Source organism: Allobosea sp., assembly GCF_030694325.1.
Taxonomy (GTDB): Bacteria; Pseudomonadota; Alphaproteobacteria; order Rhizobiales; family Beijerinckiaceae; genus Allobosea.
The window spans coordinates 1-13,035 of sequence record NZ_JAUXYO010000278.1 but is presented as its reverse complement, the minus strand read 5'-3'; the positions used below and the strand labels follow the sequence as shown (position 1 = coordinate 13,035).

Below are 13,035 nucleotides of genomic sequence, written 5' to 3'. Positions count from 1 at the left end.
GCGCCCGGCCGGCGCGTCGCCCGCACGAGGGGCTTGATGGCGTCGACCATCGCGTTGCCGGCGTCGATGTCGACACCGGCCTGCGCATAGGTCAGTCCGTTCGCGCCGGGCTTGCTCATGGGGGTATCGCCTCGCTTCCGTTCGCGCGAGCGATAGGCAAGCGGGCGGCACCTTGCAAGGGAGAGGGGCGCTCTGCCGTCGGAAACCCGCGGAAAACCCGCGCGTACCGGGCCTCAGCGCAGGCCGGCGAGCTTGCCGCCTGCGCGCAGGAAGCGCGTCGGGTCGACCGGCTCGTCATCGATGCGGGTCTCGTAGTGCAGATGTGGCCCGGTCGAGCGCCCGGTGCTGCCGACACGGCCGATCACGGTGCCGGTCGTCACGCTCTGCCCGACCGATGCTAGGATCGCCGACATGTGGGCGTAGCGGGTGGTGATGCCGTTGGCGTGCTCGATCTCGACCATGTTGCCGTAGCCGCCGGAGTATTCGGCCGCGATGACCTTGCCGGGCGCCGTCGCGCGGATCGGAGAGCCCGTCTCGGCGCGGAAATCGACGCCGGTATGCATCGCGGGGCCGCGGGTGAAGGGATCGACGCGGTAGCCGAAATTCGACGAGAAATCGGCCTCTCCGGTCATCGGTTTGGCGAGTGGCAGCTGTTCGGCGAGGCTGCGCAGGCGCATGACGGCGGCGATGCGCGGCTGCAGCGCACTCAGCGTGGCCTCGAAGGGGCCGGCCGAGGGATCGATCTTAAGCGGCACGAACGGGCCGCCGACGCCGCCGGCGACGCTGCCCTGGGCGGCGAGCCGGTCGGTGTCGAGGCCCGTCTCCGAGAGGGCGCCGCGCAGACGCTTCTGCGAATCCCGCAGCGTTTCATCCATGTCGCGCAGCGCCGCGATCTGCGCGCCGGCCGTGTTGGCAAGAGCCCGGTCGAGCCGGGTCAGCGCGGTCTCGACCCGCTGCGCCGGCGGCTGCGGCTCGGCCATGCCGGAGCGCCAGGGCGCATTCTGTGTGTCGCCCGCGCCACGCAGGCCCGGCGAGTCGGGCGCCGGCGTCGGCTTCGTCGGCATGATCGGCGCGAAGCTGGTCACGCCCGACGCGCGGATCGGCTCCTCGGGCTTCACCAGGCGGGGCCGCAGCGGCGCCTTGCTCGCGCCGACGATCCCGCCGGCCTGAAGCGTGTCGGCGAGGGCTGCCACGAGCGAATGACGCGATTCCAGCTCCGCCTGCCGGGTCGCCAGTTCATCGACCCGCGCCTCGACCCCGTCCTGGTCGAGCAGGGCCCGGCTGGCGAGCCGGTCGACATCGGCCCGCAGCGTGGCGATCCGGTCCTCATAGGCGTATTGCCGCGTCGTCTCGCGGGCGATCAGGCGGGCCGCGAGATCGTCCTTGCTCAGTACGTACCAGCCCGAGAGCCCGCAGCCCGCCGTGGTCATCCCGAGCCAGGCCAGTCCCAGGAGAACCGTCGAGCGCCGGATCGTATAGGTCTTCTGGGTGACGAGCCCGGAGACGGGAAGAACGGGAGCTGACGAAGCGGAATGGGACATTTACGCGGGACCGGAAAGTGACGCTGCCGATACCGCCATCAGACCCCGTTAAGGTTAATCTTTCGCAAATCGGGGCCGAGTGCCGTCATAACACCTGTGCGGCGGCGAGAACCTCCTCGGCATGGCCCGCCACTTTCACCTTCCGCCAGATCCGCGCGATCCTGCCTTCCGCGTCGATCAGGAAGGTCGTGCGTTCGACGCCCATATAGCTCCGGCCGTACATGCTCTTCTCGACCCAGATTCCATAGGCCTGCAGCGCCTGCTGGGCCTCGTCGGCGACGAGCGCGAAGTCGAGCTTGTGCTTGGCCTTGAACTTGTCGTGGCTCTTCACCGGATCGGGCGAAATGCCGAGGATCTGGGAGCCGGCGGCGGCGAAGGCGGCCCGCAGACCGTTGAAGGCGATCGCTTCCTGCGTGCAGCCCGGCGTGTCATCCTTGGGGTAGGCATACAGCACGAGCTTTTGCCCCTTGAAGTCGGCCAGCGACACCATGCCGCCCCCGTCCCGCATGAGCGTGAACGCCGGGGCCAGGTCACCTTCGTTGAGAGCCATCGAACCGCCTTCCTTTCGTCGCCTTCGCGGGGCATGGCGCAACCCATGTCCGCCCGCCATGATAGGGTGCGGCAAGGCGCGGGGAAATGGTGCGTCTTGCCGAATCGCTTCGCCCGGCGGCATCGACGGGCAGGGTCGATTCAGCCGGCCTGACGCGCCTACGACAGGGAAGCCGCGGCGGATCATCCGCCCGAGAGGATCGAACAGACCTTGCTGGACCAGGACGCGAACAGGCCGACGGGCGATTCGGCAGCGGCCGCGGCGCAGGCCGGGGCCGATTGCGACGTCGCCGAGGTCAAGCGGCGCGCCAAGGCCGGGCTGCTGACGATCGCGGTGGCCGTCGTCGTCGCGCTGCTGACGCTCGCCGGCGCCGCTGCGACACTTCTCGTCACGGGCCTCGTGCCGCTGTCGGGGCTCGAAGGGCGCATCGCCGGGGCGATCGAGGAGCGGCTGGGCAAGGACTGGACGGTCGAGGCGGCGAGCGCCGAACTGAGCCGCACCGACGGGCGCTCGCAATTACGGGTCCGGCAGGTCTCCTTCCGCCACAAGAGCGGCGCGGCGATCCGGGCGCCCGAAGCCATCCTCGGCTATGAGCCGCTGGCGCTGCTGCGCGGCGACATCCGGCTGACCTCGGTCGATCTGCGGGGCGTCAATGTCCGCCTCGGCGTCAACAGGGACGGCGCGCTGATCGTCAGTGCGGATTCCGCGCCGGCCGAGCCGGCGCCGCCGGCGAGCCTGCCCGACACGACGCAGTGGAACGCCTTCACCGGCATCATCGCGGCCGTCACGACCCTCGCCCAGGGAGACGGCCTGCTCGGCGCGTTGGAGACGGCGGGCATCAATGGCGCGCGCCTCGCGCTGGTCGATCCCGAGGGACGCCAGAAGGCCGGATTCGAGGATGTCGAGATCCGCCTGATGCGGACGGAGAACCGCGGCACGCGCCTGACGGTCAAGGGCCGCACCGGCCAGCGCTGGAAGGAACTGGCGATCGACCTGACCAGCCAGCCGGACGGAACGCAGCGCGCCGATCTCGATATCATGCGCTTCGAGCCCGCCGAGGTCGTCGCGCTGGCGCTCGGCACGGGCGGCGTGACGCTCGAGGGCCTGCCCCTGCGCGGCAAGGCCAGCCTCGTCCAGACGTCCGACGGGCGCCGGTCCATCGATGCGCGCCTCGACGTCCTCCCGGGCGTGATCCGGTTTCCCGACGGGCCGATGCCGCCGATCAAGGTCGATGCCGCGCATTTCGAGGTGGCCAGCAGCGGCGATTTCTCGACCATCGAGATCCGCTCGATGGCGCTCTCCGCCGGGCCGACGCAACTCGAGGCGCATGGCAGCATCCGCGCCGAAGACGGTGCCTGGCGCGCCGCGCTCGAAGCCAAGGGCCAACTCGCCGGCGTCGACAGTGATCCGCCCGTCGCCATCGACGCCGCCCGCGCCGATCTGCGCATCGACCCGCGCCAGAACGAGGTGCGGATCGAATCCATGTCGGTCCAGGGACCGGCGATCCAGGCCCAGGGCTCGGGGCTGGTCCAGCAGGTCGGGCCGTCGCCCCTGCAGCGCTTCTCGATCCTGGCGACCGAATCCGATCCGCGCGCGGCGCTGGCGCTCTGGCCCCGCTGGACCTCGCCGGAGGTCCACACCACCCTGTCGCGCCAGTTCATCAGTGGGCGGCTCGCCTCGCTGCGGGTCGAGATGGACCTGCCGCCGGAGGATCACGCCCGGCTGCTGCAGGGAGCCGGCATCCCCGACCAGGCGCTGACCGTCACGGTCGATGCCTCGCAGGTCCGGTTCGAGCCCGGCCCCGGCCTGCCGCCCCTCGTCGACGGCCGGGTCAGCGGCCGGGCCACGGGACGGACCGTCAGGCTCGCGATCGACTCGGCGACGGCCGAGCTCGGCAATGGCCGCCAGTTGCAGATGAGCGAAGGCAGCTTCGAGATCCCCGAGACCTGGATGCCGAGGGCCCGGGCTCGTGCGGCCTTCCGGACCACCGGATCGATGGAGGCCCTCGCCGCCCTCTTCGCCTTTCCCGCCCTGAAGGATTTCGCGCCCGGCGACATCGACCCGGCCAGCCTGCGCGGGACCTCGGATCTCAGGAGCGTGGTCGCGCTCACGCTCGTCGACGATCCGCGCCCGGGCGAGATCGCGATCACCAGTGCGGGGACGCTGTCGGGTGTCGCCTCCGACACGCTGCTGGGCACCGAGAAGCTGGAAGGCGGCACGCTGTCGGTCCAGTTCGACAAGGCGGGCCTCGCCGTCAAAGGGGACGCGCGCGTGGGCGGGGACCGGGCGCAGGTCGAGATCCGGCAGGATCCCAAGGGCAGGGGCGAGGCGACGCTGGCGCTGACGCTCGACAACGCAGCCCGTCAGAAGCGCGGCCTCGGGCCCGAAGCGGGGATCAACGGGCCTGTTGCGGTACGGGTCACCAAGGCTCTCGGCAAGGGCGTCGCCGCGACGCCGCGCGTGGAGGCCGATCTGACCAAGGCTGCGCTCGACGGCGTCATCCCGGGGCTGAGCAAGCCGGCCGGACGGGCCGCGAAACTGTCCTTCCTCTATCTCGCCGATGCCGATGGTCCCGACCTCGACGACCTCGTCTTCGAGGCGAATCCCGTCCTGATCCGCGGCAAGGTCGAACTCAACCGGCAGAATGCCTTCGACGCCGCCAGCCTGTCGCAGGTCCGTCTGTCCGCCGGCGACAACCTCAAGGTCGAGGCCCGGCGCGAGGGCAGCCTGATGCGACTGGTCGTCCGCGGCGCCGTGGCCGATGCGCGTCCTTTCATCCGTGACCTCCAGAGTGCCTCGGGCCCGGCGGCGCGCACCGGCAAGCCCGGCAAGAGCGGCGATCTCGACCTCGATCTCGACGTGCCGATCCTCACCGGCTTCAACAACGAGGCGATCACCAACGCCACGCTGAAGCTGCAGAAGCGTAGCGGCGATCTGCGGACGGTTGCGTTCCAGGGCCGGATCGGCCGGGCCGAGGTCGCGGCGCGGCAGAGCTCGAAGATCGGTGAGCCGGCCGGTGGCCTCGTGGTTCAGTCCGAGAATGGCGGCGCGCTGCTGCGCTTCGTCGATCTCTACCGCCGCGCCCATGGCGGCGACCTGATCCTCAATCTCGGCCCCGGCGAAACGCGCCAGAGCGGCGAACTGCTTTTCCGCAATTTCGTCGTGCGCGACGAGCCGGCTCTGCGCCGCGTCGTCGGCGGGCAGGCGGGCCAGGGGGTTGCCGGCGACCGCGCCGACAATGCCGCACCGCCCCTGCCGATCAATGTCAGCGAGGTGGCCTTCATCAAGCTGCGGGCGGAGTTCACGCGCTCCGCCAGCCGCCTCGACGTCTCCGACATGGTGATCTGGGGCCAGCAGGTCGGCTTCACGCTGCAGGGCAATGTCGATTACGCACGCGACCGCGTCGATATCGGCGGCACCTTCGTGCCAGGCTACGCCTTCAACAACGCCTTCGCCCAGGTGCCGGTCGTCGGCGCGCTGCTCGGCGGCGGCAGCCAGTATGGCGGGCTCTTCGCGGTCAATTTCCGCATCGCCGGGGCGGCGAGTGCCCCGACCATGACGATCAACCCGCTGTCCGCCATCGCGCCCGGCATTCTGCGCCGCTTCGTCGATCCCCTCGGCGGCGCGCCGGCCCAGCAGCCGATCCAGCCGAATCCGCCACCGTTGCGCTGAGCCCGGCTATTCCGCGCGCAGCAGGATGTGCTTCTTCTTGCCGAAGGAGAGCTTGATCGCGCCCTCGGCCAGATCGGCCGGCCCGAGCGTGGCGCGCTCATCGGTGACGAGCGTGTCGTTGACCCGCAGGCCACCGGCCTTGACCTGACGCCTGGCCTCGCCGGTCGAGGGCACGAGCCCGGCCTTGACGAAGGCGGTCAGCACGCCGAGCCCCGGCTCCAGCTCCGCCCGCGGGATGGCGACGCTCGGCAGGTCGGCGGCCGTCTCGCCCTGCTCGAAGGTCTTGCGCGCCGTCTCGGCAGCGGCCTCGGCCGCCTCCCGCCCATGGACGATGGCGGTGATCTCGGTCGCCAGGATCTTCTTGGCTTCGTTGATCTCCGAGCCGCCGAGCGCGGCGAGCTTCGCGATCTCGTCGAGCGGCAGGCGCGTGAACACCTTGAGGAAGCGGCCGACATCGGCGTCCTCGGTGTTGCGGAAATACTGCCAGAAATCATAGGGGCTGAAGACGTCGGCGTTGAGCCAGACGGCGCCGTTGGCGGTCTTGCCCATCTTGGCGCCCGAGGCGGTCGTCAGGAGCGGCGTGGTCACGCAGTAGAGCTGCGGCCCGCCCATCCGGTGCGAGAGGTCGACGCCGTTGATGATGTTGCCCCACTGGTCGGAGCCGCCCATCTGCAGCCGGCAGCCATGGCGCCGGTTGAGCTCGACGAAGTCGTAGCCCTGCATGATCATGTAGTTGAATTCGAGGAAGGACAGCGACTGCTCGCGGTCGAGCCGCAGCTTCACCGAGTCGAAGGAGAGCATCCGGTTGACCGAGAAATGCCGGCCGACCTCGCGCAGGAACTCGACATAGTTCAGCTTCAGGAGCCAGTCGGCATTGTTGGCCATCAGCGCGTCGGTCGGGCCGTCGCCATAGCGCAGGATGCGGCCGAAGACCCGCTTGATGCTCTCGATATTGGTCGCGATCTCCTCGACGGTGAGCAGCTTGCGCTGGTCGTCGCGGAAGGAGGGGTCGCCCACCATCGAGGTGCCGCCGCCCATCAGCGTGATCGGCCGGTGCCCGGTCTCCTGGAACCAGTACAGCATGGTCAGCGAGATCAGGTTGCCGATATGGATCGAGGTCGCGGTGGCGTCATAGCCGACATAGGCCGTCTGCACGCCCTGCCGGCAGAGCGCGTCGAGGCCCTCCGGATCGGAAACCTGGTGGATCAGGCCGCGCTCGTCGAGCACGCGCAGGAAGTCGGACTTGTAGGTGGTCATGGTTTCGGTCCCGGGTGGGAAGGTCGATCGCGATGTCGGTGGCGCTGCACGTCATTGCGGGAAGGCGCAGCCGACGAAGCAATCCAGGAAGACGTAGAGTGCTGCCGCCTGGATTGCTTCGCTTCGCTCGCAATGACGGGAGAGCGCGGCAGAGGCGTCGCGCTCAGACGCTTTCCTGCTCGCTCTTGATGATCTCGGGCCCGACCATGCGGTCGAGATAGGCGCCGACCTGGCTCATCAGCACGTCGACCTTGCCGTCGAAGAAGTGGTTGGCGCCTTCCACGACCGTGTGCTCGATCTGGATGCCCTTCTGGGTCTTCACCTTCTCGATGACGGCCATCACCTCCTTGACCGGCGCGACGCGGTCCTCGGAGCCGTGGACGAACAGGCCCGAGGAAGGGCAGGGCGCCAGGAAGGAGAAGTCGTAGCGGTTGGCCATCGCCGCGATCGAGAGGAAGCCCTCGATCTCGGGGCGGCGCATCAAAAGCTGCATGCCGATCCAGGCGCCGAAGGAGACGCCGGTGATCCAGCAGCTCTTCGCCTCGGGGTTCAGCGCCTGCATCCAGTCGAGGGCGGCGGCGGCATCCGACAGCTCGCCGGCGCCATGGTCGAAGTGGCCCTGGCTGCGGCCGACGCCGCGGAAGTTGAAGCGCAGCGCCGAGAAGCCGCGATTCACGAAGGTGTAGAACAGGTTGTAGACGATCTGGTTGTTCATCGTCCCGCCGAATTGCGGGTGCGGATGCAGGATGATCGCGAGCGGCGCCCCCCGCTTCTTGGCGGGCTGGTAGCGTCCCTCGATCCGTCCGGCCGGGCCGTTGAAAATCACCTCTGGCATCGTCTCGTCGCCTTTGTGTTGGGCCCGGGCCTCCAAAGGTGGGCCCTGCGGCGGCAGAAAGCCGCCGGAATGGCCCGGTCGCCCTTGACGGCCCCGCCGCTCGCGCCCTACATCAGGGCTTAGAATGGTTCTAACGGCCGTGAACAAGTCGGGAACATCGGCGCGGCCCTCCCACTTGAGGCAGCGCCGCTCCCGGCGAGGGCCGGTTCGGACGGGCGGCTATAGCACGGCGCAGGGGTGCGAATTCAAGCCTTTCATGCCGGCGGCCCGGTGAAGCAGGAGCATCCGAGACCTTGTCCGTCGCGACGCGCGCCTATCTCGACCACAATGCCACGACCCCGGTCCGGCCCGAGGTCGTGCAGGCGATGGTGCGCGCTCTGGAACTCGCGGGCAACCCGTCTTCCATCCATGCCGAGGGCAGGGCGGCGCGCAGCGCCGTCGAACATGCGCGTGAGCAGGTGGCTGGGCTGGTCGGCGCCAAGGCCGCCAACGTCGTCTTCACTGGCGGCGGCACCGAGGCGAATGCCACCCTGCTGTCGCCCGGCCTGATGGACTGCGACGGCGGGCGTGACTGCGTCCGGATCCCGACCTCGCTGCTTTTGCACGGCGCGACCGAACATCCTTGCGTCCGCGACGGCCACCGTTTCCCGGCGCAGGCGGTCGAATTCATCCCGGTCGATGCCGAGGGGATCGTCGACGCGGCTTGGCTCGCGGCGCGACTGGAGCGTTTTGCCGTTGAGCGTCCGGGCGCACGGGCGCTGGTCTCGGCCCATCTCGCCAACAACGAGACCGGCGTGATCCAGCCGCTCGCCGAGATCGCATCGATCGCGAAGCGCTTCGGCGCGCTCCTTCACAGCGATGCTGTCCAGGCGGCCGGCAAGATCGACGTCGACATCGAGTCGCTTGGCATGGACGTGCTCACCCTCTCGGCCCACAAGCTCGGCGGGCCGAAGGGTGTCGGTGCCATCGTCTTCCGGACAGGGGCGCTCGAACTCGCCGACAAGCCGCTGCGGGGCGGCGGGCAGGAGCGCGGCTGGCGCGCCGGCACCGAAAACGTGCCGGGCATCGTCGGCTTCGGCGTTGCCGCTGCCATGGCCGCTCAGGCTCTCGCCACCGAAGGCCCGCGTCTTGCCACCCTGCGCGACAGGCTGGAGGCCGGGCTTCTGGCGCTGGCGCCGCAGAGCGCGATCTTCGGCCGTGGCGCCCCGCGCCTGCCCAACACCTCCGCTTTCGCGACACCGGGGCTGAGCGCTGAGACGACGCTGATCAAGCTCGACCTCGCCGGCGTCGCGCTGTCCTCGGGCTCGGCCTGTTCCTCCGGCAAGGTCCGGCGCTCCCATGTGCTGACCGCCATGGGGGTCGACCCCGCCATGAGCGCAGGGGCCTTGCGGGCGTCGCTCGGATGGACCACCTGCGAGGCGGAGATCGACCTTTTTCTCGCGGCCTATGCGAAGGCGCTGGCCGCGATCCCTGATCGGAGCGCCCGGGCTGCCGCCTGACGCGTTCCGCACGACGAAGACCAAACCGGCGGGCCTTGAACCCGCGACAGGAGCATAGACATGGCAGCGGTCCAGGAGACCATCGATCAGGTCAAGTCGATCGACGTGACCGAATACAAATACGGCTTCGTCACCGAACTCGAGGTCGAGAAGCCCGCCAAGGGCCTGACCGAGGACACGGTCCGCTACATCTCCGCGCGCAAGAACGAGCCGGAATGGATGCTCGAATGGCGGCTGGACGCCTTCCGCCGCTGGAAGACGATGACCGAGCCGGCCTGGTCGCGCGTGCAGTACCCGCCGATCAACTACCAGGACATCTACTACTACGCCGCCCCCAAGGGCCCGGCCCCGCAGTCGCTCGACGAGGTCGATCCCGCGATCCTGGAGACCTACAAGAAGCTCGGCATCCCGCTCAGCGAGCAGGAGATCCTGGCCGGCGTCGCCCCTGAGAACCGCGTCGCGGTCGATGCGGTGTTCGACTCGGTCTCGGTGGTGACGACCTTCAAGAAGGAGCTGGCCCAGGCCGGCGTGATCTTCTGCTCGATCTCGGATGCGATCCACGAGCATCCGGAGCTGGTGAAGAAGTACCTCGCCACCGTCGTGCCGGTAACCGACAACTATTTCGCGACGCTGAACTGCGCCGTCTTCACCGACGGCTCCTTCGTCTACATCCCCAAGGGCGTGCGCTGCCCGATGGAGCTGTCGACTTACTTTCGCATCAACGAGCAGAACACCGGCCAGTTCGAGCGCACGCTGATCATCGCCGACGAGGGCTCCTATGTCAGCTATCTCGAAGGCTGCACGGCGCCCAAGCGCGACGAGAACCAGCTCCATGCCGCGGTGGTCGAGCTGATCGCGCTCGACGATGCCGAGATCAAGTACTCGACCGTCCAGAACTGGTATCCGGGCGATGCCGACGGCAAGGGCGGCATCTACAACTTCGTCACCAAGCGCGGCGACTGCCGGGGCAAGAACTCCAAGATCTCCTGGACGCAGGTCGAGACCGGTTCGGCGATCACCTGGAAGTACCCGTCCTGCATCCTGCGCGGTGATGGCTCGCGCGGCGAGTTCTACTCGATCGCGGTCTCGAACGGCGCCCAGCAGGTCGATTCCGGCACCAAGATGATCCATCTCGGCAAGAACACGACCTCGAAGATCATCGCCAAGGGCATCGCGGCCGGCAAATCCGACTCGACCTATCGGGGCATGGTCTCGGCCCACCGCAAGGCGACCGGCGCGCGCAATTTCACCAATTGCGACTCGCTCCTGATCGGCGATCAGTGCGGCGCCCACACCATCCCCTATATCGAGGCCAAGACTGCGACCGCGATCTTCGAGCACGAGGCCACCACCTCGAAGATCGGCGAGGACCAGATGTTCTACTGCCAGCAGCGCGGCCTCTCCGAGGAGGAGGCGGTGGCGCTGATCGTCAACGGCTTCGTCAAGGAGGTGCTGCAGCAGCTCCCGATGGAGTTCGCCGTCGAGGCGCAGAAGCTGATCACCATCTCGCTGGAAGGCTCGGTCGGCTGATATTCACCAGCCCTCATCCTGAGGAGCCGCCAGAGGCGGCGTCTCGAAGGATGCTGGGTTCGCTACTTGAAAGCATCCTTCGAGACGCGCTGCGCGCTCCTCAGGATGAGGGCTCACGAAAGAACGAAACCATGCTCGAAATTCGCAACCTCGTCGTCAAGATCGCCGACGAAGACAAGCAGATCCTCAACGGCCTCAACCTTACCGTGAATGACGGCGAGGTCGCGGCCATCATGGGCCCCAACGGCTCCGGCAAGTCGACGCTGAGCTACGTCATCGCAGGCAAGGAGGACTATGAGGTCCTCGACGGCGAGATCCTGCTCAATGGCGAGAACGTGCTGGAGATGGAGGCCGACGCCCGCGCGGCGGCGGGCATCTTCCTCGCCTTCCAGTACCCGCTGGAGATCCCCGGCGTCGCCACCATGACCTTCCTGAAGGCGGCGATGAACGCCCAGCGCCGCGCCCGCGGCGAGGCCGAGCTGCTGACGCCCGACTTCATCAAGGCCGTTAACGGCGCCGCCGACAAGCTCGGCATCGCCAAGGACATGCTGCGCCGGCCGCTCAATGTCGGCTTCTCCGGCGGCGAGAAGAAGCGCATGGAAATCCTGCAGATGGCGCTGCTCTCGCCCTCCATGTGCATCCTCGACGAGACCGATTCCGGCCTCGACATCGACGCGCTGCGCATCGTCGCCGAGGGCGTCAACGCGCTGCGCGACAAGAGCCGCGGCTTCCTCGTCATCACCCACTACCAGCGCCTGCTCGACCACATCGTCCCCGACACCGTCCACGTCATGTCGAAGGGCCGCATCGTGAAGACCGGCGGCAAGGAGCTCGCGCTCGAACTCGAGAAGTCGGGCTATGCGGCCTATGGGGAGGCGGCCTGATGTCCGTCGTCACCCCGCTGAAGACAGCGGCCGAGCAGGCGCTGAGCGCCCAGTTCGCCGCCGCCAAGGCCGAGCTGCCCGGCGCCCTGCCGGTCCGCAAGCTGCGCGAGGACGCTTTCGCCGGCTTCGAGGTCCGCGGCCTGCCGCATCGCCGGCTCGAGACCTGGCGCTACACCGATCTGCGCGGCCTGCTGCGTGAGGCACGGCCGCTGGCCGAGAGCGCGACGATCAGCACGGCGGTGCGCGCCCGCGTCGCGGCGTTGCCCGCCGGCGGCGTCCGGCTGGTCCTGGTCGACGGCGTCTTCGTGCCGGAGCTGTCGACGCTGGAGGGCCTGCCCGAGGGTCTCATCGTCCACAGCCTGGCCGACGCTTTGGTCTCTGGCCGAGACGATCTCGCCCGCATTCTCACCGGGCCCGGCGTCGCCACGACCGATGCCGGGTTGATGCTCAACACTGCCTTGATGCGCGACGGCGTCTTCGTCGAGATCGAAGCCGGCACGGAGCTGGCCCAGCCGCTGACCATCCTCTCCCTCGCCTCGGGCGAGGACGAGCGCGCGATCTTCCACCGCTCGGTCGTGCTGGCGGGTGCCGGCGCCAAGGCGACGATCGTCGAGATCGGCGAGAGCGTTGGTGGTGCTGCCTCGCAGATCAACGGCGCCATCGTCTTCGAGACCGGCGACGAGAGCGACGTCCAGCATGTTCGCATGATCACGCGCCATGCTCCTGCGACCGTGCAGGTCCAGAGCCTGCTCGCGACCGTCGGCGCTCAGGCGAAGTTCGACTCCTTCGCGCTGGTCTGCAATGCCGGCACGCTGCGCCAGCAGCATTTCGTCCGCTATGCCGGCGAGCACACCGAGATCGGCCTGCGCGGGGTGAACCTGCTCGGCGGCAGCGAGCATTCCGACGTGACCCTGGTGATGGATCATGAGGTGCCGCACGGCACCAGCCGCGAGATGTTCAAGTCGATCATCGGCGGCGAGGCCACCGGCGTCTTCCAGGGCAAGGTCGTCGTGCGCCAGCACGCCCAGAAGACCGACGGCAACATGAAGAGCAACGCGCTCTTGCTGAACGACGGCGCGACCATGTTCAACAAGCCCGAACTCGAGATCTTCGCCGACGACGTCGTCTGCGGCCATGGTGCGACCGTCGCCCAGATCGACGGCGAGCAGCTCTTCTACCTGATGGCGCGCGGCCTGCCGCGTCCGCAGGCCGAGGCGCTGGTGCTGCAGGCCTTCGCCGGCGAGGCGGTCGAGTTCGTGCAGGACGA

9 protein-coding genes and 1 pseudogene are annotated in these 13,035 nt (G+C 68.6%); 5 read left to right on the top strand and 5 right to left on the bottom strand.

Annotated features, from left to right (window positions below):
* From Q8M82_RS17925 to Q8M82_RS17915, 3 genes and pseudogenes are all read right to left on the bottom strand, one after another.
* Window positions 1-119 (bottom strand): annotated as a pseudogene (locus Q8M82_RS17925) (phosphoribosylformylglycinamidine cyclo-ligase); the annotation flags it as partial.
* Between the two features lie 114 nt (window positions 120-233).
* Window positions 234-1,541, bottom strand: coding sequence for a M23 family metallopeptidase (locus tag Q8M82_RS17920; protein ID WP_305692673.1), 1,308 nt, complete (start codon window positions 1,539-1,541; stop codon window positions 234-236).
* A gap of 85 nt (window positions 1,542-1,626) precedes the next feature.
* Window positions 1,627-2,091, bottom strand: a complete 465-nt coding sequence (locus Q8M82_RS17915; protein WP_305692672.1) for a peroxiredoxin — start codon at window positions 2,089-2,091, stop codon at window positions 1,627-1,629.
* Window positions 2,092-2,301: 210 nt separating this feature from the next.
* Here Q8M82_RS17915 and Q8M82_RS17910 point away from each other — a divergent pair, with 210 nt between their 5' ends.
* Window positions 2,302-5,763: a hypothetical protein gene (locus tag Q8M82_RS17910; protein ID WP_305692671.1), complete on the top strand. Its 3,462-nt coding sequence runs from the start codon at window positions 2,302-2,304 to the stop codon at window positions 5,761-5,763.
* A 6-nt stretch (window positions 5,764-5,769) separates the two neighbouring features.
* Here the strand turns inward: Q8M82_RS17910 and tyrS are convergent, their stop codons facing one another.
* Both tyrS and Q8M82_RS17900 read right to left on the bottom strand, forming a co-directional pair.
* Complete coding sequence (gene tyrS / locus Q8M82_RS17905; protein ID WP_305692670.1) at window positions 5,770-7,020, bottom strand: tyrosine--tRNA ligase; 1,251 nt, start codon at window positions 7,018-7,020, stop codon at window positions 5,770-5,772.
* Between the two features lie 163 nt (window positions 7,021-7,183).
* The gene (locus Q8M82_RS17900) at window positions 7,184-7,855 is read right to left on the bottom strand and encodes an alpha/beta hydrolase (RefSeq protein ID WP_066733696.1); all 672 of its coding nucleotides are present in this window, start codon (window positions 7,853-7,855) and stop codon (window positions 7,184-7,186) included.
* 293 nt (window positions 7,856-8,148) lie between these two features.
* Between Q8M82_RS17900 and Q8M82_RS17895 the strand changes: the two genes are divergently transcribed.
* The 4 genes from Q8M82_RS17895 to Q8M82_RS17880 all read left to right on the top strand — a co-directional run.
* Window positions 8,149-9,354 carry a cysteine desulfurase family protein gene (locus Q8M82_RS17895; RefSeq protein WP_305692669.1) on the top strand — a complete coding sequence of 402 codons (1,206 nt, stop codon included), beginning with the start codon at window positions 8,149-8,151 and terminating at the stop codon, window positions 9,352-9,354.
* Window positions 9,355-9,414: 60 nt separating this feature from the next.
* Entirely contained in the window at window positions 9,415-10,884 is a 1,470-nt protein-coding gene (gene sufB / locus Q8M82_RS17890) for a Fe-S cluster assembly protein SufB (protein ID WP_305692668.1), read from the top strand.
* A 131-nt stretch (window positions 10,885-11,015) separates the two neighbouring features.
* A complete protein-coding gene (sufC, locus tag Q8M82_RS17885; protein WP_305692667.1) occupies window positions 11,016-11,768 on the top strand; it encodes a Fe-S cluster assembly ATPase SufC in 753 nt (250 codons plus the stop codon).
* Window positions 11,768-13,035 (top strand): SufB/SufD family protein (locus tag Q8M82_RS17880; RefSeq protein ID WP_305692666.1); only part of this gene is annotated, 1,268 nt, incomplete at its 3' end. The genes sufC and Q8M82_RS17880, both read left to right, overlap by 1 nt.